General features: G+C 57.1%; 15 protein-coding genes. 9 read left to right on the forward strand and 6 right to left on the reverse strand.

The window, feature by feature from the left end; translation table 11 throughout:
- Window positions 1–22: 22 nt before the first annotated feature.
- Window positions 23–1,843: a ShlB/FhaC/HecB family hemolysin secretion/activation protein gene (locus tag WG929_RS07980; protein WP_416205619.1), complete on the forward strand. Its 1,821-nt coding sequence runs from the start codon at window positions 23–25 to the stop codon at window positions 1,841–1,843.
- Between the two features lie 455 nt (window positions 1,844–2,298).
- Here the strand turns inward: WG929_RS07980 and WG929_RS07985 are convergent, their stop codons facing one another.
- Complete coding sequence (locus WG929_RS07985) at window positions 2,299–5,250, reverse strand: TonB-dependent receptor (protein ID WP_416205620.1); 2,952 nt, start codon at window positions 5,248–5,250, stop codon at window positions 2,299–2,301.
- 511 nt (window positions 5,251–5,761) lie between these two features.
- On the opposite strand from WG929_RS07985, the gene WG929_RS07990 reads away from it, so the two are divergent.
- Entirely contained in the window at window positions 5,762–7,102 is a 1,341-nt protein-coding gene (locus WG929_RS07990; RefSeq protein WP_416205621.1) for an NAD(P)/FAD-dependent oxidoreductase, read from the forward strand.
- 58 nt (window positions 7,103–7,160) lie between these two features.
- Here the strand turns inward: WG929_RS07990 and rep are convergent, their stop codons facing one another.
- The 4 genes from rep to WG929_RS08010 form a co-directional block, all read right to left on the reverse strand.
- Window positions 7,161–9,188, reverse strand: a complete 2,028-nt coding sequence (gene rep, locus WG929_RS07995) for a DNA helicase Rep (protein ID WP_416205622.1) — start codon at window positions 9,186–9,188, stop codon at window positions 7,161–7,163.
- A gap of 56 nt (window positions 9,189–9,244) precedes the next feature.
- Window positions 9,245–9,463: a hypothetical protein gene (locus tag WG929_RS08000; protein ID WP_416205623.1), complete on the reverse strand. Its 219-nt coding sequence runs from the start codon at window positions 9,461–9,463 to the stop codon at window positions 9,245–9,247.
- A gap of 94 nt (window positions 9,464–9,557) precedes the next feature.
- Window positions 9,558–10,775: a YbfB/YjiJ family MFS transporter gene (locus WG929_RS08005; protein WP_416205624.1), complete on the reverse strand. Its 1,218-nt coding sequence runs from the start codon at window positions 10,773–10,775 to the stop codon at window positions 9,558–9,560.
- Between the two features lie 397 nt (window positions 10,776–11,172).
- Window positions 11,173–12,696: a YifB family Mg chelatase-like AAA ATPase gene (locus tag WG929_RS08010; RefSeq protein WP_416205625.1), complete on the reverse strand. Its 1,524-nt coding sequence runs from the start codon at window positions 12,694–12,696 to the stop codon at window positions 11,173–11,175.
- Between the two features lie 232 nt (window positions 12,697–12,928).
- On the opposite strand from WG929_RS08010, the gene WG929_RS08015 reads away from it, so the two are divergent.
- Entirely contained in the window at window positions 12,929–15,625 is a 2,697-nt protein-coding gene (locus tag WG929_RS08015) for a S8 family peptidase (protein ID WP_416205626.1), read from the forward strand.
- A gap of 122 nt (window positions 15,626–15,747) precedes the next feature.
- On the opposite strand, the gene WG929_RS08020 is transcribed toward WG929_RS08015, so the two are convergent.
- Window positions 15,748–16,605: an SDR family oxidoreductase gene (locus tag WG929_RS08020; RefSeq protein ID WP_416205627.1), complete on the reverse strand. Its 858-nt coding sequence runs from the start codon at window positions 16,603–16,605 to the stop codon at window positions 15,748–15,750.
- A gap of 107 nt (window positions 16,606–16,712) precedes the next feature.
- Between WG929_RS08020 and WG929_RS08025 the strand changes: the two genes are divergently transcribed.
- From WG929_RS08025 to WG929_RS08050, 6 genes are all read left to right on the forward strand, one after another.
- The gene (locus tag WG929_RS08025; RefSeq protein WP_416205628.1) at window positions 16,713–17,153 is read left to right on the forward strand and encodes a winged helix-turn-helix transcriptional regulator; all 441 of its coding nucleotides are present in this window, start codon (window positions 16,713–16,715) and stop codon (window positions 17,151–17,153) included.
- Entirely contained in the window at window positions 17,150–18,277 is a 1,128-nt protein-coding gene (locus WG929_RS08030; protein ID WP_416205629.1) for an asparaginase domain-containing protein, read from the forward strand. The genes WG929_RS08025 and WG929_RS08030 overlap by 4 nt, the downstream gene beginning before the upstream one ends.
- A gap of 289 nt (window positions 18,278–18,566) precedes the next feature.
- Window positions 18,567–19,034 (forward strand): (2Fe-2S)-binding protein, encoded by a 468-nt coding sequence (locus tag WG929_RS08035; RefSeq protein ID WP_416205630.1) that lies wholly within the window; start codon window positions 18,567–18,569, stop codon window positions 19,032–19,034.
- Complete coding sequence (locus WG929_RS08040) at window positions 19,031–21,433, forward strand: xanthine dehydrogenase family protein molybdopterin-binding subunit (RefSeq protein WP_416205631.1); 2,403 nt, start codon at window positions 19,031–19,033, stop codon at window positions 21,431–21,433. Before WG929_RS08035 ends, WG929_RS08040 begins: the two co-directional genes overlap by 4 nt.
- Window positions 21,420–22,481: an XdhC family protein gene (locus WG929_RS08045; protein WP_416205632.1), complete on the forward strand. Its 1,062-nt coding sequence runs from the start codon at window positions 21,420–21,422 to the stop codon at window positions 22,479–22,481. The genes WG929_RS08040 and WG929_RS08045 overlap by 14 nt, the downstream gene beginning before the upstream one ends.
- Entirely contained in the window at window positions 22,468–23,109 is a 642-nt protein-coding gene (locus tag WG929_RS08050) for a nucleotidyltransferase family protein (protein WP_416205633.1), read from the forward strand. The genes WG929_RS08045 and WG929_RS08050 overlap by 14 nt, the downstream gene beginning before the upstream one ends.
- Window positions 23,110–23,169: the final 60 nt, after the last annotated feature.

Here is a 23,169-nt window from a genome sequence, read left to right on the forward strand (position 1 = left end):
CAGACACATGAAATATCTGAATATGACCAACAGACTGCTGAATTCCGTGCGCGCTCACCAGCACCAGGATCACCGGATATCGACCAGAGCGCTGTTACTACTGCCATTGTTATCAACGCTGGGCATCAATCTTCCGGCAGCAGCCCAGGATCTCGACCGCATCATGCCGGAACCGGTGCCACCCCAAGTAGAAGCAGAAGCACTAGCTGATGGGCAGCCACCAGAGTCACCAGCCGCAGCCATAGAACGCTTTCGTAACGAGGCCCTTGGGGCATTGCCGGATGAACAGCGGTTACTGGATAAACTGGTCGATGTAGTGTTACTGGAAGATGAGACAGAATTGGACAACCACAGCCCTGCTCACCGCTGGGATACTCCCGCCTTAAACGCCATTACTCACGTTTTTATCGGCTTGCCAGTGTCCCGGCAATCGCTCGACCGCATGATGATGGCCATCCGTTTGCAACTGAGCAGTGAAGGCAAACCCTTCTCACTGGTCTACACCCCACCCCAGGATATTACCGACGGGGTTGTGCGTATTGTGATCAAGCCCAGTCTGGCCGGACACATCCGCGTCGAAGGAGCCCATTATTTCTCCGACGACAGCTACCTGTCGCGTCTGCGCCAGCAACCGGGTACAGAGATTAATACCCAGGCTCTGAATGAAGATATTGAGCGCATTAACCGCAACCCCTTTCGGGCAACGGCACTCCAGGTAGAAAAAGGCAGCGAACCGGCCACCACCGACATCGTCATCAAAGCCAAAGAGAAATACCCGCTACGGCTGTTTACCGGTTACAGCAACAACGGCTCAGCCACCACCACCATGGATCGCCTCAACGCAGGAGCCAACTGGGGTAATGCCTTCGGACTAGGCCATCAGGCATCGCTGCAATGGACCACCGATTTTGATATTCATCACTCGCGCTCAGTCTCGGGGAATTATCAGATCGACCTGCCATGGCGGCATTACCTCACCCTGTTCGGGGCCTACTCACGCATTAATGCCATCACAGACCCGCTGTTTAATCAGGAAGGCAAAAGCTGGCAACTGGGCCTGAACTACGAAATCCCGCTGCAAAAAATCGGCACAGACTACACCCAGAGCCTGATTCTCGGCCTCGACAGCAAAGCCAGCGACAACACCCTAGAACTGTCTTTACCGCCGATCATTATCCCCATCAGTGACAACCTGACACGCATCGTCCAGTTTCGCAGCCGCTACCAAGGCAATTGGAAACAACTGCTCAGCACCAGCCGCCTGGGTCTCCAACTGACAGCGTCGCCCGGCGGGCTCGGCAGCGATAACAACGACGCCACCTTCCAGCAAACCCGCGCCGACGCTACCGCAGACTATGTTTACGCCAACCTCGACCTGTCACGAGACACCACCCTGACAGGATTGTTTGAAGGCTGGAACTGGATGATACGAGTAGCCGCCCAAAAATCCTGGGCCAACCTGCTCAGCAGCGAACAGTACAGCACTGGCGGAGCCAACTCGGTACGCGGCTATGAAGAAAGTGAAGTGGTTGGCGACAACGCCCGGCTGTTCAGTCAGGAACTGATTCTACCGCCGTTTGCCCCAGCCCAGGCGCTGTTCAACAGCCGGGCACCAGAGTCCTTGCGATTCTACCTGTTTCAGGATGCTGCCCGAGCATGGAGTACCGACCCATTGGTTGGAGAAAAACACTTTGTGCTGCACAGCATGGGAACAGGCCTGCGTTACCAATTATTCCCCAACCTCAACGCCCAGATCAGTTATGGCTGGCAACTGCGAGACAGCGGCAGTAACGACTCCGGCGACCATGGCCGCCTGCATGTATCACTACAAGCGAGCTATTAGAGTTATTAAGCAGAATAATGGACTCAGCAGAGAGACGGGCAGCTCACTCGGATATTGCACGAGCAGCTGCCTGACAGAACGGGCTTATATTGACACACCGGGCAGTCAGTATATTAGGGGCTGGATAAATTACTTTGGGGGGCATCTATTTAAGCCGGTGCTCACTCTGGGCTAGCGGATGGTTTCGAATTACGAAGCCGACTTGCAGGCCTGACGGGTCACGTCAAACGTCGGCGACACAGAATCGAGATCATCCGGCAGCCCCCGCAGGGCGTGGGTTGCCGCCGTCCAGTGCGGTGTTGACGAGTGTGAAAAGGACGCGTCATTTCACTGCATTCGCCGCCTTGCCCTGAATAACGGCAACACTCGCGCAGAGCCGTGCAGGATTAAATAGAGGTCCCCTTTAGGGTAGCTGAATCTCAAGGCTGATTTGTCTCCCGATGGGCGGGTTTCAATCACAATCCGAATTGCCAACCCAGTCCAAAGCGTACTTCTGTGCCTGTCACCGAATAGCTGTAAACCCGGTTGCTGGAGTCCACAAACTTGTCGAAGGCTTCGTTGGTGATGTTGTTGATGTCGAGCGACAGCTGCAGCTCGGAGGATACCTGCCAGCTGCCGTAAGCCCCCAGTATGGCAGAAGCATTGACGCCTTCCCGGTCGTTGTCGTTGTTGCCAGGCACCAGCGTCAGATAGCGGGAACGGGCACGCAGGGTAACACCCGTTTCAAGGTGGTCGCCGCGATACCAGAAGGCACCATTAAAGACATGGCGCGACAACCCCGGCGGCGGCAGGGTGACGTAACCGTCATCCAGCGGATAACGAGCGACCGCATGGCTGAGCGCATAACTGCTATCGATGCCAAAACGATTCAACGGGTAAGGCAACCGTGTAAACGGCAACTGGATATTGATTTCAACACCCGAGATGTCGGTGCCTGGGCCATTCACTGGTCGGCGGTAAGAGTAGTCGCCTTCGCCGTCGTCCTGAGCTTCCCACTGTGGGTTGTAATACGGCAGCTGGTCGAGAGTGACCTGCTGTACTTCTTCAACAATCAGGCTATCGATGCGATTGTAGAACAGTCCCATGGCGACAAATTCATGTTGGCTGCCATACCATTCCGCCGACAGGTCGAAGCCATGGGAGCGAATCGGTTTCAACTCGCTGTTGCCGTTGGTCACAATACGGGCACTGGTTCTGAGCAATAACGGCGTGGTGAGGGAATCGATGGATGGGCTGACGATTTCGCGGCTGTATCCGGCTCTGAACAGCAGATTGTCACGGGCCTGAGCCACCAGGTGCAGCGAGGGCAGCCAGTTACCGTAGCGGAATTGCGAGTTAACGGCTTCCACGCTTTCACTATCGTCGCCTTCAACCAGCAAGCTGCCCTGTACTTGCTGACGCGTCGTGGCGTAACGCAAGCCGGCATCGCCCCGGACGGGCCAGGGTAGTTGCCAAACCTCGAATACAGTTTGCCACCAGCCTGCCCAGGTATACTCGTTGAGCTGTCGCTGCTGGGTCGGATCACGCACCAGCAAGCTGTCATCCAGCCCCAGCGACGGGATGATGCCCTGATTGGCAACCACCCAGCCCGTTGGCAACCCACTCAAGCCGAAGCCCTGGCTGAAGTTACCCGATGTTTGCTGGGAATAACCATTCACCAACCCATCTGGGCTGTTGTAGGTATACGTGGCTTCCTGACGGTCGTTAGTAAAGGCTTGATATTGAATACCAAACCAGTGCTGCAAGGTGTTTGACTGATTAAGTTCAAATTCCAGCTCGGCCACTCGATAACGGTTAACGACCTGATCTTGCGCCAGGCTGATACGCCACAGCTCCCATTCACCGGGATCGGTAATATCAAAACCATAACGATTCACCGACAGGCGGTCGTTCTCTCGCAAGTCAAAACTGAAGTCCTGACCGTAGGCCAGCAGCGAGATGTTGTCGTGGGTTGGGCTATCAAAGATGGATGCTTGATAGCCCAGGGCAGATCGCACTTTCCAGCGTGTCGACAGGGGGAGACTCCAGTCCAGTTTGATCTGGCCAAGATCCGTGATGTCCACTTCATGGTTGTGTTCCGAGCGGATATTCACATTGGAGAAGGAGCCGTACACCATCCCTTGTGCACCCACCTCATACTCATTGACCTGGATATCACTCAGATCCTGGGTACGAATACCGGCAGAGCTGATGTGATATTCGTGCATGTCCTGCTTGTGGTGCGAGCCAACCAGCGTCAGATCCAGCTGACCCCAGTTTTCATCACGCCATTGCAACACCGCCGTTGCTCCCAGTGTCGTCAACTCGCGGTTAATAATGTCATAACGGTTATGGCGGGGATAAAACAGATCGTCAGCCAGGGTTTGCTGCTGCTCATCAGACAACGAACTTTGTTCTCCCCAGTCGGCCACTTGCCAACGCACGGTAGAATAACCCCGCTCCGACGTGGTGCGTTTACGCACGCTGAAAGCGACCAGCCAGCCGAACGAGCCATCATCAACGCTGCCCTGCAAGCCACCAGAGATTGCCCCGCCATCGCTGCCGTTGCTGATATTGTTTTCGCGCTGGATATTCAGCCACTGGCGGTGCGACACCAGTGCATCGGTAGCACTCGCGGGCAGGGGTTTCGGTGTGCTCATATCGACCGAACCGCCAATCGCACCCTCGTTGATGCGGGCGTTACTGGATTTGGTGACACTGATTTCACTGAACAAGCCATCCGGCAGGACATTAAAATCAAAACTGCGCGAGTTGTTCACTGCACCACGGGAATCAATACTGGTGCCCGTCGCCAACATTGGCATGCCGTTCACCGTAACGCGGGTAAAGTCAGAACTCATGCCCCGCACGCTGATATTACGATCGACCCCCGCTTCCTGGCTGAAAGTTACCGCCGCACGGCGGCCGATGGCGGCGGTAAGGCCGTTATGCCCACCCAGCTGGCCCGGTGGCAACAGCGCCACTTCCGTCAGAGTATTGCTGGCATAACGGCTGACCAGCGCCGGGTCATGAATAAAGCGGATACCCTTCACGACGACTTCTTCCCGCTGATCATCAAGCGGTTCGGCTGATGGGGTTGCAGATGGTTTGGCCACGGCAGGCTGACGCGGAGAATAGTAGAACACGACTCCGGCATCTTGCTGCCGGAATGCCCAATCGGCTTGCGCTGTCGCCAGTGTCAGAAACTCATCCAGGCTGCAATCACCCAGCGGTTGGGATAAACGCACCGTTTCAGGCTGGCGACTGGTGGTGATGACTCCGACCTGATACCGTTTCGACACCTGTTCGATAATGTGCGCCAGAGAGGTTTGACTGACTCCGTCATAAAAGCAGCCATCGTCACTCCAGCTGTTACCAGATGTCAGCAAACACACCAGCAACGCCCAACCGCAACGCTGGTCATTCATTGATCGCTCCGATATCAAAACCAGTGGCCGTCGCTTTTATAGTCTGAATACATCGCACCTATGAATCACACCCATGAACCACACCCATGAATTGTATTTATGCATAATACTGATGCAGCGGTATAACAACGAAGAAGAGAACCTGGAACCCTGCCATCGGCACGTCCAACAGAACCAGCACGATCGGGCATGCTACGCCCGCAACCATGACAGGGCGGTTAAAAACCTGCAGGGGAGCGTCACACAAGCCAGGCAGAGATGAAGATCTGCGGGTGGCCATGGTCAGACAAGTCATGACCCATCGCGAGCATCGATTACTTGTCATACACACATCGTCGTACACTGATCGTAGCGCCTCATTCGTAGCCAAGGCGACTGTCTCAGGTACTGGGGCATCCGTTCTGTTCTGATACGCCAGAGTCATTGCCTGAATCAACGATGGCATACTATTGTACAACCGTTAGGCTCCATCAGATTCCAGATCCGTTTTTTACCTTTTACAGGAGCGAACATGAACGCTGACACCAACCTGCACCCAGACAACGCCTTACAACATATCGTTATCGTCGGCGGTGGTGCCGGAGGTCTCGAACTGGCGACCCGACTCGGTCACACCCTCGGGCGCAAGGGCAAAGCCCGTATTACCCTGCTCGACCGCAATCGCACCCATATCTGGAAACCGCTCCTGCATGAAGTCGCCACTGGCACACTGGATACTGGCACCGAGAGCGTGTCTTACCACGCCCACGGCGCTCGCCATGGCTATCAGTTTGAATTGGGCGAGCTGACCAACGTCAGCCTGGCCAACAAAACCCTCACGCTGGCCCCCCGTCGCAATGCGGAAGGGGAAACCCTGATGCAGCCACGCAACATAGACTACGACACGCTGGTGCTGGCAGTCGGCAGTATCAGCAACGACTTCGGTACACCAGGTATTCAGCAGCATTGCTATATGCTCGATTCCCACAAACAGGCTGAGCGCTTCCATACCGCTCTGATTGATCAGTTCACCGATATTCACCAGAACCGTCCTGGTGACAGCCTGCGAATTGCCATAGTCGGAGCAGGTGCTACCGGCGTTGAACTGTCCGCCGAGCTGCACCGGGTGACCGAGCTACTGCGTTCCTATGGCATGTCGGGCATGTCGCGGCACCAGCTGCAAGTGACCCTGGTAGAAGCCGGGCCACGGGTATTACCTGCCCTGCCAGAACGCATTTCCACCGCCGTGACTCGCGAACTGCGCGAGCTGGGAGTCTCGATCCAGACATCCGTGATGGTCAGTGCCGCCGATGAGCAAGGACTGCAAACCAAAGACAGTGGCCGTATCGATGCCGACCTGATGGTCTGGGCGGCAGGCGTCAAGGCACCGGATTTTATGCGTCAGATTGAAGGGCTGGGACTGAACCGCGCCAACCAGATTGAAGTCAACGATTTTCTGCAAGCCAACAACCCGGCTGGCGACCCGCTCAAGGATGTCTGGGTGATCGGCGACTGCTGCTCCTTCACCATGGCCGACGGCAACCGGGTGCCACCTCGTGCCCAATCGGCGCACCAGATGGCCAGCTGCGTGTATAAAAACATTATCAACGAACGCGATAACAAACCCCTCAAGGGCTTCAAATACCACGACCATGGTTCACTGGTCAGCCTGAGCAGCTACAGCGCCGTCGGTAACCTGATGGGCAACCTCAGCAGCAAATCCATGTTTGTCGAAGGCAACCTCGCTCGCTTGTTCTACGTGTCGTTGTATCGCATGCACCAACTGGCGATACACGGCAAATTCCGGGGTACCATTATCGTGATGCTGGACTGGCTGATCCGGGCGATCAAACCAAAAATGAAATTGCATTAACCGCCCGAACGGCCACGGAGGGCGGGTGTCCTATTGCGGACGGCCACGGAGGGCGTCCCTACAAATCCCCAAACAAATTTTTCAGCCCGGCCAGAGTCTCTTGGCCGCGCTGTTTTTGCTGTTCTGGGGTGGTTTCGGTTTTGCCTTCCCATTCAATATCGTCCGGTGGCAGTTCGTCGAGGAAGCGGGAGTGGGTGGTGTCGGATACATCACCGTACTGGCGGCGCTTACCGGCATAGGTGAGGGTTAGCGAACGCTTGGCGCGGGTGATACCCACGTACATCAAGCGGCGTTCTTCTTCGATGGTGTCGGCTTCGATGGCATTACGATGCGGCATCAGTTCTTCTTCCATGCCGACGATGTAGACGTGCGGGTATTCCAGTCCTTTGGAGGCGTGCAGAGTCATCAGCTGCACCTGGTCAGATTCGTCTTCGTTTTCCTGTTGTTCCAGCATATCCCGCAGGATCAGTTTGCCAACAGCATCTTCGATGGTGACTTCGTCGCCCACTTCTTCAGCTTTGTCGATCATTTTCTGAATGGAATCGACCAGAAACCAGACGTTTTTCATCCGCCGTTCGGCCTGGTTCGGCGTCGCTGAGCTTTGCGCCAGGTGGCCTTCATAGTCGATGTCTTCGAGCATTTCCTTGATCGCGGCGATGGCATCGTCGGCGTAGGCATTACGGGTGATGCCCGCCAGCCAGTGACCAAAACGACGCAGCCGATCCACGGCTTTGGGCGTCAGCAGTTGTTCAAGCCCCATTTCAGTGGTGGCCGACAGCATGCTAGTGCCGCGTTTCATGGCGTATTCACTGAGCTTTTCGATGGTGGTCGGGCCGATTTCCCGGCGCGGGGTGTTGATAATGCGCAGAAAAGCGGCATCGTCGCTGGGGTTAATCAGCAACCGCAGATAGCCCATGATGTCTTTGATTTCGTTGCGACCAAAAAACGACTGGCCGCCGCTGATTTTGTACGGCACCTGAAACGCTTGCAGTTTCATTTCCATCATCCGGCTTTGATGGTTGCCGCGATACAGTACGGCAAAGTCCTTGTAGCCAGCGCCGTAACGCAGTCGGCGCTCGACGATTTCGGAGGCAATACGCTCCGCTTCGATTTCGTCATTGCGACATTTGAGAATACGGATCGGGTCGCCATAACCCATATCGGACCAGAGCCGTTTTTGAAATTCGTGGGGGTTATTGTCGATCACGCGGTTGGCGGCATTCAGGATCAAGCCGGTGGAACGGTAGTTTTGCTCCAGCTTGACGATTTTCAGGGTCGGAAAGTCCTGTTTCAGCAGCGACAGGTTTTCTGGCCTTGCCCCGCGCCAGGCGTAGATGGACTGGTCGTCGTCGCCAACCACGGTCAGGCCGGTGCGATGTCCCACCAGCAATTTGACCATTTCGTACTGCGAGGTGTTGGTGTCCTGATATTCGTCTACCAGCAAGTAGCGGATTTTTTTCTGCCAGCGCACCAGCACCTCAGGATGATCCCGGAACAACAGCGTCGGCACCATGATCAGATCGTCAAAATCCACCGCGTTGTAGGCTTTCAGCATGCGCTGGTAAATCGAGTAGGTCTGGGCGATCAGCATTTCCTGCTGACTTTGCGCCTGATGGATGGCGTCGGCCGGGGTGATCAGGTCATTCTTGAGGTTGGAGATGGTGTTTTGAACCAGCTCGACCATGTCGCCATCGTCGCCGTGTTCCCGTTGCATCACATCACGAATAATGCCGCGACAGTCATCCTGGTCGAGAATCGAAAAACCGGCCTTGTAGCCTGCGGTTGCCAGTTCCTGCCGGATAATATTGAGGCCGAGATTGTGAAAGGTCGATACCGTCAGCCCGCGCGCGCCGCCCTTGCCGGTCAGTGCCGCGACCCGCTCTTTCATTTCGCGGGCGGCCTTGTTGGTAAAGGTCACGGCAGCGATATGGTGAGGCTTGATACCACAGGCATCGATCAGGTAGGCGATCTTGCGGGTGATCACACTGGTTTTGCCGGAACCGGCACCTGCGAGTACCAGCAGCGGGCCATCAACGTATTTGGCAGCTTCGCGTTGACGGGGATTGAGTTGGGTTAAATCGACCACGACATGTCCTCTGAATCAGGCCTGCATTCTAGCTCAGAGGCGCAATAAAATCAGGCTCAGCTGTCGGCTTTGCGAGCTTGTCCGTCGAGCGGTTCGGCCGCATCCGACGGCCCGAAAAACAGCTCGTTATGAAATGGGCTGGGCGTATTCTCGTGATAGCTCAACAACAGCCAGACGATGAGACCCACGACGCCCAGCAAGATCATCAGACCCGCCAATGGCCCGCGTGGCGGTTTCGGGGTTGGTATGTGCTTGCCCTTGGGGTCATCCGACATGGGGGTATCCATCCACACTGTTTTCTACAGTGTGGATCAAGCGCCAGCGATTGCCAGTATCGACAGCCACCACCAGGGAGCCGCGATCGTCGTGCTATGCGGTTGACGCGTGCGGACGGTTTTCCGGTTCCAGCCAGTGGGTCAGCACTAACAGCAACATCCCGACCATCATCACCGCCGTTGTAACCAGCAATGCCATTTCGTATTTGCCCGTGAGCGTCATAACATAACCGGTCATCGCCGGAGCCACCATTTGCGACACGCTGTAGCTCAGTGTCAGCCCCGCCATGGCACTGGCGGGATTATGAGGGAAGCGACGGCCAATCAGCGTCAGCGTCAGGTTCACAATGCCCACAAAGGTGCCACCCCAGAGCGCAGCACTGATCAGATTAACCGCCAGGTTGTCGCTGATCGCGGGCAACAGCATCGACAGGGTTTGTAGGCCATAAGCCAGTAACAGCGCCGGAATTTGTCCGAGACCATGGGCCACCTTGTCCCACAAAAAGGTCGATGGCGTCGCCGCCAGACCAACGACAATCCAGACCCAGGCACCATTACCCGACAGCAACGGCAGCGCCTCCAGAATATCGACGATAAACGTCGCGCCGACCACATAGCCACATCCGGCACAGAAGTAAGCTGCCACCATTAACATCAGCCAGCGCCGGGAGGTGGCAGTCGTCGGTGTATGAGCGGGCGCACTGCCAGCTTGCAGCACTTCCGGGCGCGGCATCCAGCGCCAGGCCGGAATAAAAAACAGCATGCCCAATATGCCCAGCCCGATCCATTGCTGATCCCAGCTGAGCCAACCCGCCATGCCCGTGACACCCAGGCCAGACACGATAATCCCCAGCCCGGCACCGGTAAAATGCAGCCCCAGCTGGGGCCGATGCCGATGGCGTATCAGCCAGTTCAGCACCAACCCGGAAGCCAGCAATAAACCGGCAATGCCGGAAAAGCCCCCGACCAGGCGCAACAACATCCAGCCGACCGGATGACTGACAACCCCCATTGCCAGGGTACTGACCACCGCCAGCACCAGACAGAGCCGATAAAGGTAGTACTTGCGCAACGGATCCTTGATCAGGGTCGCCATCAGTGCACCAGCGGTGTAACCGATATAAATAAAAGTCGCCAGCCAGCCACCGATCAAGGGCGACATGCCCGCCTCCAGCTGCATTACCGGCAGCAGCGGGGTATAAGCAAAACGCGCCAGACCGACACTGAGAATCAGCGCACACACACCCGCAAAAACAACGCGGTAGCGCTCTGCGTCGCTGGTCAGCGGCGCGTCATGATCGGATGTTTGCACAGGATATTTCCCTTTATTGTTGTTATCGGATACCTACGTGAATAATCACACGACCACGTCAGCCACCAGAGTGTACGGCTCCCGTCCATTATCTGCATTAAAATGCAGGGTCACGTAGGGCCCGGCTCCGTCCGTGGCCGTATTACGGATTCGTATTGCGTGGCCGTTATTAGGACAGCCACGGAGGGCGTCCTTACACCCGTGGCCGTATTACGGATTCGTATTGCGTGGCCGTTATTAGGACAGCCACGGAGGGCGTCCCTACACCCGTGGCCGTATTACGGATTCGTATTGCGTGGCCGTTATTAGGACAGCCACGGAGGGCGTCCCTACATCCGTGGCCGTATTACGGATTCGTATTGCGTGGCCGTTATTAGGACAGCCACGGAGGGCGTCCCTACGCCTCGGAGGCTCGGATAAACCGATCCAGACTGCGATAACCAACCGCTTCCAGTAAATGCGGACGACCAATCTGCTCGGCCCCATCAAGGTCGGCAATCGTGCGCGCCAACTTGAGTACCCGATGATAACCCCGCGCACTGAGGTTGAGTTTTTCCACCGCCGCCAGAAACCAGGCACTGTCGGCCTCGGCCAGCTGGCAGACCCGGTCACGTTCGTTGCCGCCCAGTTCGGCATTGCAGCAACCCTGTCGGTGCAACTGCCGTTGGCGTGCGACCAAAACCCGTTGCTGAACCGCCGCACTGCTTTCGCCAGGGGCCGACTGATGCAGCAGCGCCGCCGGAATCGCGGGCACCTCGACATGCAGATCAATACGGTCGAGCAAGGGGCCGGATGCCTGGCCCTGATAACGCCGTACTTGTTCTTCGTTGCAACGACACCGGCCAGACGGATCACCAAAATAGCCGCACGGACAGGGATTCATTGCCGCCACCAGCTGAAACCGGGCCGGAAAGGTGACGCTGCGCTGCGCACGACTGATCACAATTCGGCCACTTTCCAGCGGCTCTCGCAGTACATCCAGCACCTTGCGGCTGTATTCTGGCAATTCGTCCAAAAACAACACCCCAGCGTGTGCCAGTGAAATCTCTCCCGGCCGGGGGTTACTGCCACCGCCCACCAGCGCCACCCCCGAGGCGGTATGATGCGGTGCTCGAAACGGCCGCCGCCGCCAGCGTTCGAGCCAGCCCTCGCCCGACGTGGAGATCGAATACACCGAGGCCGATACCAGCGCATCTTCCTCGTTCATTGGCGGCAGAATGCCGGGCAAGCGGCTGGCCAGCATGGTTTTTCCTGTACCCGGCGGGCCGATAAACAGCAGGTTATGTTGCCCCGCTGCGGCGATTTCCAACGCCCGGCGTGCTTGTGGCTGGCCCCGGACATCGGCCAAATCCGGAACATCCAGCAGCCCTCCGCTACCTCCTGGCGTCGGCAAGACGTCCGTCAGGGCTCCCTTGCCAAGCAGATAATTAACCACCTCCGTTAACGAGCGAGCCGTCAGCGCCCGGCCGGTATGAGTCAGAGCAACTTCACCGGCATTGCCGTCACTGAGTACCAACGTTCTTTGTGCCTGTCCGCATTGCACCGCACTGGGCAAAGCGCCACTGATCGGCCGCAATTCACCGTTCAGTGCCAGTTCACCCAGAAATTCATGATGGTCCAGTGCGACGGCGGGAATCTGCCCGGATGCCGCCAGAATGCCCAGCGCAATCGCCAGATCAAAACGGCCACCGTCTTTGGGTAAATCGGCGGGTGCCAGATTAATCGTGATACGTTTGGAAGGAAATTCGTAATCACAGGTGAGCAGCGCGCTGCGGACACGGTCTTTGCTTTCTCGTACCGCCGCTTCCGGCATGCCGACCAGACTGAGTGATGGCAGCCCACCCGACAGGTGCACTTCGACCCGAACTTCGGGAGACTCTACGCCCAGCTGGGCGCGGGTAAATACCGACGCAAATGACATACGCGTTCCTTGCCTGTCAGATAGAGACGTCAAAGACTAGCGCGAGTGCACCGCAAGGAACAGTCGCAGCGACTAAAAAACGCCTTTGTCCGGCGTGTAAACAAACATCAAGATGCCCGCGCAAGGGCAGGTTTGTTGTAACGATTATGGTAAATTCACGATCTGTGATGACTGTCCGGCGTGTGAATTTCTGAGTACGACACCACACGCCCCAATATCCCCGGAGAAATTTATGTCGGCCAGACGCTGGTTCATCAACCCTATCATCCTGAGCCTTATAGCCGTTGCTCTACAGGGCTGCGGCAGTGGCAGTAGTGCTATTACCAGCAGTGACGATGACGACGGCAGCGGCACAGAGCCGGAAACCCATGCCGTCAGCGGTACCGTCAGTGCCGCCAGCAATACCCTGGTCGATAGCGACATCAACGACATTTATGCCGACTACAGCAGTAACAACTCCCTCGCAACCGCGCAAGCCATTACCAACCTGGTGACGGTACAGGGGTTTGTCACCAAGTCCGGAACCCGGGGCCGGATTTCGGGAGCAGCCTCACTGGAACGGTTTGCCGATAGCGCCGACCAGGAAGATTATTACGCTGCCAGCCTGCAAGCCGGACAGACCATTATCGTCCATGTCGTCGATGACAGCAGCAACACTAATGCGCTCTACAACGGCGATGTGGATATTCAGCTGATTGATGACACCGGCAACAGCGTTGCTTCGTCGATTTCCACCTCCACTTATGAATCGATGACGGTGCCCACCAGTGGTGACTATTACATTCGCGTCTATGCCTATGACGGCACCAGCAAATATGTGATGTCGATTACCACTTCCAGCAGCTCGGTAGCCAACCGTCTGGCGGCCACTAACACGACCACTGGCACGGCCATCAGCGACGATTTTGTCAGCAACCAGATGCTGATCCAGATGAAACCGACCAGCTCGCTATCCGCCAGCAATCTGGTCAGCAACAAGCTGACCAACAGTGGCATCAAGACCTTATCGACCAGCACAATGGGCAAGCAACGACCTGCCCTGCTGAGCTTTGATGCCTCTGCCAGCAGCGTTCTGGCCCTCGCCACCACCACGTCTCAACTCCCGGCAGAAAGCGGTAACTATCAGCAAAAATTTGCCACCCTGATGGCGATCAAACAGGTGGCAGAACAGGATGATGTCCTGCTGGCCGAACCTAACTACCTCCGCACCGCCTTCGCCACCCCTAACGACCGCCGTTACAACGAACAATGGCACTACAGCGCCATCGACCTGCCATTGGCCTGGGAGTTGAGCACCGGTGAGCGCAGTGATGGCACCGACGTTGTTGTTGCCGTGGTCGATACCGGCGTGTTTCTCAGTCACAGCGACCTGTCCGGTCAGTTAACCAGCGACGGCTACGACTTTATCTCGTCCAGCAGTAATGCCAACGACGGCGATGGCATCGACAACAACCCGGATGATCCCGGCGACAACAGCACCGCCGGACTCAGTTCATGGCACGGTACCCACGTGGCAGGCACCATTGCCGCCAGCACCAATAACAATCTTGGCGTCGCCGGTATCGCCTGGGCTGCCAAAATCATGCCGGTGCGGGTACTGGGCCTGCAGGGTGGCACCAGCTACGACATTTTGCAGGGCATGTATTACGCGGCGGGACTCAGTAATGACAGCGGCACGGTACCGGATCAGCCAGCCGATATTATCAACCTCAGTCTCGGCGGCACCAGCCGCTCCCAGGCGGAGCAGAATGCCATTACCGCAATTCACGATGCGGGGGTGATCATCGTCGCGGCATCGGGCAACGACGGTAATTCAACAGTGAACTATCCCGCCGGTTATACCGATGTCATTGCCGTTGGTGCCACCGACGCGGCGGATAATATCGCCTACTACTCCAGCTATGGCAGTCACCTCGATCTGGCGGCACCCGGTGGCGATACCAACCGCGACCTCAACAACGACGGCTATCAGGACGGTATTCTCAGCACCCTGGTCAACGACAGCAGCGGCACCCGGCGCAGCAGCTACGGCTACTACAATGGCACCTCCATGGCCGCGCCTCATGTCGCCGGTGTGATTGCCCTGATGAAAGCAGTCTATCCGGAACTGACCCCCGACAACCTGGACAGCCTGATTGCCAGTGGCAGTATCAGTGATGACCTCGGCGATAGCGGCCACGACAACGACTTTGGCTATGGCCGGATCAACGCTCTGAAAGCCGTTAACGCCGCACTGGAGCTGGCCACCACCGGCACCGTGGTGCTGCCGGTCTTGCTGCAAACCAGCCCCTCGCTGATGTCGATTGGCAGCACTGACAGCGCCCGCTTTACCCTTACCAATGCGGGCGGCGGCGAACCCGCCATCACCAGTGTCAGCGCAACCGCCAGCTGGTTGAGCGTGACTCCCGAGACGATCGACGCGCAGGGCTTTGGCAGTTATCTGGTCAGCGTGACACGGACAGACCTCGCCGATGGTTACTACAGCGATAAAATCACCATCACCAGCGACACGGGCAACAGCGTGACGTTAAGCGTCAATATGACCGTGGGCACCATCACCGGAGACGGTGAACTGACCATACAATACGTTCTGTTTATGGACAGCAACGGCGATGTGGTTGAGGAAGCCGTCACCAACAGCGACGGCAGCTTTACGGCAAGCGTAACAGCCGGAGACTACGTGCTGTACGTGGGTTCGGATATTGATGTCGACTACGTGATTTGTACCGATGGTGAGACCTGCGGTGCTTACCCGACGCTCAACAACCCGGAAACCGTGACCGTGAGTGATAGCCCGGTGAGCGGACTGGCCATGACCGTATCGATTCAGACCCCGACGGTAACCGACACCGACACCAGCAGCTCGGCATCCGCGCTGCTGCAACGCAGTGGCAGCCTGGCCCGACAGCGATCCCTCACGCTCCCGTGAGACCAGAACAACCGCAGAGGCTCCGTCCTCTGCGGTTAGCAAGTTTTATAGCGGTTGCGGTATTTCAGTAACCACCGGTACTGCCAGCGTTTCCACACCAGAACGTGGCAACGCGAGATCGACTACACAGCCAACGCTATCTTGACCATCTCCGCCAACGGTGTGGTCGGGCGTCCGATCAGTTGACTCAGGGTCTTGCTGTCATCAAACAACCCGCCTTTTGATGCGCCGGTATCCGACTCCGCCAGCAGGGTCGCGATATAATCGGGCAAACCAGCCCCCATCAAGGCCGCAGCGTAGTCTGCTTCGGGCATATTCTGATACACAATGGCCTTACCAGTCTGGCCTGCAATCTCGGCTGCCAGCGCGGTCAGCGTGTAGGCGTCATCACCCGCCAATTCATAGACCTTGCCCGCCTGCGGCGCAGTGGATGTCAGCACCGCAGCGGCAGCGGCAGCGTAATCCGCCCGTGCTGCCGAGGCGATACGACCTTCCCCGGCGCACCCAAAAACCATGCCGTGCTCCAGTGCCACCGGCACGCTGGCGGTATAGTTTTCGGTGTACCAGCCATTACGCAGTAACACATACGGCACACTGGACTCGGCCAACGCCTGCTCGGTTTGCTGGTGCTCCAGAGCCAGCGGTAACGGTGACTCGGCAGCATGCAGAATACTGGTGTACGCCAGTAATCCAACCCCTGCCGTCTGCGCAGCAGCAATCACATTCTGGTGCTGGGGGAAACGCTGCCCCACTTCGCTGGAAGAAATCAGCAGTACCTTGTCAGCGCCTTCAAACGCCGCTGCCAGTGTCTCTGGCTGGCTATAATCCGCCGCTCTCACGACCACCCCCAGAGCCGCCAGGTCGGCCACTTTTTCAGGGTTGCGTACCGCCGCCACAATCTCTGCCGCAGGCAGTGTTTGCAGCAATGCGTCGATCACCAGACGGCCCAGCTGGCCGGATGCACCTGTTACAACAATCATGATCATTCCTCTTTTTTGGTTGGCGAGTATTCATCGAATGACAACAGGCTAGCTCTAATGCTAACTTTAAGTAAGTACCAACAAAAAGGTAAGTATGGAAATACATCATGACGAATACAGAACCGAGCACCACTCTCGACCAGGATCTCCCCCTTACCGAACGGTTAAGAACCGGCAACCTGTTCGCTGTTCCTTGCCCTTCAAGGGATGTACTCAAACACGTGTGTAGCCGCTGGGGAGTGCTGATACTGATCTCCCTGCGTGATGGAACACACCGATTCAGCGAACTCCGTAAACGCATCGGGGGCGTCAGTGAAAAAATGCTGGCCCAGAGCCTGCAAGCACTGGAGCAGGATGGCTTTGTTGAACGGATTGCCTATCCGGTGGTACCGCCTCATGTTGAATACAGCCTGACAACCAGCGGCGAAGAAGTCGCACGCCTGGTGGCCACTCTGGCCGACTGGATCGAAGTGAATATGTCGCAAATTGCCGCAGCACAACACCAACACCAGAGCAGCCAGATCAGCGCTGGCGAGAGTTCACGATGAACAAACGCCTGCTCATTGTGTATACCGGCGGCACCATCGGTATGGCCCAAAGTGCTCAGGGTTACGCCCCAGTGAGTGGCTTTGGCGAACAACTGGCGCAGTATCTGCCAACAACCCGCTACCCGGCACTGCCCGAATTTGATGTGCTGGAGCTTGAAACCCTGATCGACAGCGCCAACCTGACGCCCGCAGACTGGCCAAGAATTGCCCGGCCACTGCAACAGCATTGGCACCACTATGATGGCTTTATCGTGCTGCACGGCACCGACACCATGGCCTACACCGCTTCGGCACTGTCTTTTATACTGGGAGCCATCAACAAACCCGTGGTGATTACCGGCTCGCAGATTCCTCTGGTCGAAGCCAATAGCGACGCCGTAGACAACCTGCTCCACAGCCTGCTACTGGCGTCATCAGATGCCTTGCCAGAAGTGTATCTCTGCTTTTATGGCCGGGTATTACGCGGTAATCGCAGCGTCAAGGTCAACGCCAACCAGCGGGACGCCTTCGACTCTCCCAATTATCCCTGGCTAGGGACGGTCAATAGTAACCACGGCTGCCAACTCCCGCAGACACAACGCCGCTTGCCGTCGACATCTTCACCAACCACTCCGATCCCGACTCCAGCACCAGCAACCACGGTCTCAGTAAAACCACACTTGGACACTGCGGCGGGGGTTAACCTCCCGGCGTTTAACCTGCCAGAGTTTCAGCCTGACGCTGTCACCGTACTGACCCTGTACCCTGGCATCAGCGCCGACATCGTCAAGGCCATGCTGAATGCAACACCCGTTCGGGCAATGATCCTGCGCAGCTATGGCGTTGGCAACCCACCGGATAACAACCAGGCACTGATCACGGCACTGGAACACGCCAGCCAACGCGGCGTGGTGATTCTGAACCTGAGTCAGTGCCAACACGGCCGAGTGATTCAGGGAACCTACGCCACCGGCGCAACGTTAAACCGCATTGGCGTAATCAGCGGAGTCGATCTGACCCTGGAAGCCGCCTTCGCCAAACTGCACTGGCTGCTAGCGACAGGGGGCAGCACCGAAGTTATTCGACAACAGATCGCCACTCCGATCTGCGGGGAATGCAGCCCGAGGATTCATGAGACAGGCTAATAAGCGCTAGCGAATTCCATCTATATCATCGACAAAAACAGCCTGTGAGAATGATGGCCGAATCAGGCGTTGATGCAGAGCTTCTCAACGCCTGTTTTTTGCATGATCAACTCCCCGTTTGCAGCACGACCAGAAGCTCCAATGCTGAATCGCTGGCAGGCTCACTCATCAAAACACGCCGTTCCACCAACAGGCAGTGTCGGATATCCACAAGGTGTGCTGCACTGGCGATGCAACAGCCAGTCCTGTTCAGCCGTGCTAGCCAATACCACGTCATAAGGGAAAGCTCATGATTTCACTCACGATCAACGGCACACCGCATCAGCTAACCGTGCCTGAAGACACCCCGATCCTCTGGGTGCTGCGCGATACCTTAAAAATGACGGGCACCCGCTTCGGTTGCGGCATGGCACTGTGTGGCGCTTGCACCGTGCATATGGATGGTCAGTCGATTCGTTCCTGCTCGACACCAATCAGCTTCGCCAACGGAAAACACCTTACCACCATTGAAGCCATGGCAAATGACACTGTTGGTCGACACGTTCAGGATGCCTGGATGGATGAAGCTGTCGCCCAGTGTGGTTATTGTCAGAGCGGTCAGATCATGAGTGCGGTTGCCCTGCTGAAGTCCAATCCCAATCCGACAGAAGCCGATATTAGTAACGCCATGAACGGCAATATCTGTCGCTGTGGCACCTATACCCGCATCCGCAAGGCCATTCATCGTGCGGCTTTATATAAGGAGGTGAAGGCATGAACTCTTCATCCAAGACGGATACGCTATTACTGGCCAATGTCAGCCGTCGGGGCCTGTTAAAAGGCCTTGGGGCTGCAGGTGCTCTGGTGCTTGCGGCCCGCTGGGATCTGGTCGCGGCTGACGTGCCAAAATACGGTGCGGATGCCATGCCGAATGGCTGGGTAGACAACCCGAATGTATTTATCAGCCTTGCCACCGATGGCAAGGTCACCATTGTGAACCATCGTGCCGAAATGGGTCAGGGCATCCGTACCAGTATCGTGATGGTCATTGCCGATGAGATGGGAGCGGATTGGTCAGAGGTAAAAGTCAAGCAAGCGCTTGCCGACGAAGCCCGCTATGGCAATCAGAACACCGACGGCTCGCGCTCCATGCGGCACTTCTTCGAGCCGCTACGACGCTGTGGTGCTGCTGCCCGAACCATGCTGGAGCAAGCTGCAGCACAGCAGTGGCAAGTTGCCGTCACCGACTGTAAAACCACCGTTCACCAGGTTGTTCACACCCCAACCGGTCGCACTTTATCGTTTGGTGAGCTGGCCACGCGGGCGTCGGAACTGGCCGTGCCAGAGCGACAGGCGCTGACGTTAAAAACCCCGGATCAGTGGCGTTACATCAACAAACAGCCTGAGCAATTTCCGCAAGGCACCACAGAAAAAACCGGTCAGCCCATGGCTATTGATGGCCGCGACATCGTCTCTGGCAAGGCCGTTTATGGGGCAGATATCATACTTGATAACATGCTGTTCGCCGTGATTGCCCGCCCCCCGGTGTACGGTGCCAGCCTCCAATCGGTCGACGCTAGCGCAGCATTAAAAGTTACCGGTGTCGTTAAAGTCGTGCAACTGCCAACCGCCAGCATGCCATCTGCATTTGCTCCTCTGGGCGGTGTTGCTGTTGTGGCAGACAGCACCTGGGCGGCAATGAAGGGCCGCAACGCCCTGTCGATCGAGTGGGACAACCGTAGCGCCGGAGACAATGCCCACTACGATTCTGTCGCGTTCAAGGCGGCCATGGAAGCCGAGTCGTTAAAACCTGGCAAGGTGGCGCGTTCAACCGGCAATATTGAACACGCGCTGGAGCATGCAGATCGCCGTCTGGTCGCCAGTTATTATGCTCCCCACATGGCTCAAGCTCCCATGGAGCCACCGGTGGCGATTGTGCAAATCGAAGGCGACCGTGCCGAAGCCTGGGCACCGGTCCAAAACCCGCAAGCGACCCGTGCCGGCATCGCCGGAAGGCTGTCTCTCAAACCCGAAAACGTAACGGTTCACTCAACCTTGCTGGGCGGCGGTTTTGGCCGCAAAGCCAAGCCGGACTTTGTCTTTGAAGCCGCAGACCTATCCCGCATCATGGCGGGACGCCCTGTACGGGTGCAGTGGAGCCGAGAAGACGACTTGCACCATGGCTTTTTCCATACCGTGTCCCTCGACCGCCTGGAAGCGGCCTTGAACGACGCGGGCAAAGTCACGGGCTGGCGTCATCGGTCGCTGTCTCCCAGTATCATGTCCCTGTTTGCGCCAGACTCCGGTCATATGTCAGATATGGAACTCGCCCAGGGCATCCGCAACATGCCGTTTGATATACCCGCCATTCAACAAGAATCCGGCGAAGCCATGGCTCATCTGCGGATTGGTTGGTTCCGTTCGGTGTACAACATTCCTCACGCCTTTGCGATTCAGAGTTTTGTTGCCGAGCTGGCCGCTGCTGCCGGTCGGGATCATCGTGAATTTCTGCTGGAGCTGCTGGGGCCAGATCGGCAAATTGATCCCCGCAGCCAGAACGAAAGCTGGAATTACCGGGAAGACCCCAAACACTATCCGATCGACACTGCTCGCTATCGGGGCGTGATTGAACGTGCTACCCACGCAGCGGGCTGGCACTCGTCCAGCGGCAGCCAGCGCGGCCCACGCCGGGGTCTTGGCCTGGCGGTACACCACAGCTTTATGTCGTACGCGGCGGTGGTGATGGACGTCGCCGTCAGTAACCGGGGCGAGGTAACGATTCACCGGGTCGACATTGCATTTGATTGCGGCCCTCAGGTTAATCCAGAGCGGATTCGTTCGCAGCTGGAAGGCGCTTGCCTCATGGGTATAGGCATCGCCTTGATGACGCAAATAACCACCGCCGAAGGTAAAGTGCAACAGGATAACTTTCATAACTACCTGGTGCCGCGCAACAGCCAGGCACCCATTGAAATCCACATACACCCCGTCAATGACCAGCTTAATGTCCCGATCGGCGGGGCCGGTGAGCCAGGGCTGCCACCCGTAGCACCGGCCTTGTGTAATGCCATTTTTGCCGCCACCGGCCAGCGTATTCGCACCTTGCCTGTCGCCGATCAATTGCAAACCGCCGGAGCGACAGTCAACAGCAGAGATAATGGCCATGCAGTATCTTGACCAGCAGGTTGTCGAACAGGCATTAGCCTGGCTGCGCAGCGGGCAACCGGTCTGGCTCTGTACTGTCTTGTCGACCTTTGGCTCGTCCCCGCGCGAACCCGGTTCGATGATGGTGGCTCGTATTAACCCTCGGACGCAACAGACTGAGCATATCGGCTCGTTGTCGGGTGGTTGTGTTGAAGACGATTTTCTCGATCGGCTGTTAGCCGGTGAGTTTGCAAAACCGGCCGAGATCCTGCGCTACGGTGCCACTTTTGACGCGCTGTCGACGACGGGTGCCAACAGCAAAATCCAGCTGCCTTGCGGGGGGACTCTGGACGTATTGATTGAACGCTGGCCACCCAATGCGGACTCCCTTCAACATGCTCAGGCCATGCTTGATTGCCTGACGGGCAGCCAACCGGCAATTCGGGAAGTGACCCTGAACAATATCGTCGGGGCCGTCAGCAAACGTCAACTGACCCCGGCCCATTCCGCTTTAACCTCACCTCATGACATCCCGATCCACCAGAATAAAACAGGGCGGGTGCAACGACTCGACGGCAGAGTTCGAATACTCATAGGCCCGGCCTGTCGATTAATCATTGCTGGCTTATCTACCGTTGCCAGAGCCTGTGCAGAATTTGCCGTGGCGCTGGGCTATGAGGTGATTGTGTGTGAACCACGCGAAGAAGAACGCCTCGGTTTTAACCTGCCGGGCATTAGGCTCGAGACCCAGATGCCATCGTCGTTTATCCGCCAGGCGGGCCATTGTCATGCGGCTACCGCAGTGGTGGCCATGACGCACGATCCCCGCATTGATGATCTGGCGATGATGGCAGCGGTCAAAACCGCTGCGTTTTATATTGGCGTGATGGGGTCGCGCCGCACCTCGGACGCCCGCGCCGCACGCTTGATGAGGTCTGGCGGTTTGACTGCCGAGCAGGTCGAACGCCTGCATATGCCCATTGGTCTGGCACTGGGCAGTAAGACACCGGCAGAAATTGCTTTGGCGGTAATGGCCGATGTCGTACGCGTACAAAAAGGCCAACCCCGTGACCAACTCTGAAGCAACCGTCGAAAGCCCTCACCGTCAGATACTCGGAGTGGTTATGGCAGCCGGTTACTCCAGCCGGTTTGGCGCGGGTGACAAGCGTATGGCACGCTGGCCCGCGACTGGCCGAACACTGCTGGGTGAAACGATTCATCAGCTCCGACAAGTCTTGGCTGACGTGGTGGTGGTAATTAGGCCTGACGATCAGCCTCAGTCTCTGGGGATACCCGACGACAGCGATATCATCCGCGCACGCCATGCCGAGCAAGGTCTGGGGGCCAGTATTGCCGATGCCCTTGGCGCCATTCAGGCGTCTGCCACATGGAGCCAACGGCACAGCCTTGCCCTGATGCTGGGAGATATGCCCACCATTCAGCCGACCTCTGTGCGCCAGTTATTACAGCGTGCCAGCAGGCAACACATTGTACGTCCTACTTATCAGGGCAGGCCTGGCCATCCGGTGGTATTTGGTAGGACATACTGGCCGGCGCTGCAACAATTACCAGCAGCCAGCAGCGGCGCCCGGCAGGTGATTCAACAACACCTGAGTCACGTTCTGCACATTGCGGTTGATGACCCTGGTGTGGTGCAGGACATCGATACGCTTGAAGCCCTGACAGCGGCATCACGTCGATCAGTCTGACGGGCGACTTCAGCTTTAACGTCAAGACCCACATCGCCTTCCCATTTTCAACCAGCTCCA

The organism is Oceanobacter antarcticus, from assembly GCF_044962685.1.
GTDB lineage: Bacteria > Pseudomonadota > Gammaproteobacteria > Pseudomonadales > Oceanobacteraceae > Oceanobacter > Oceanobacter antarcticus.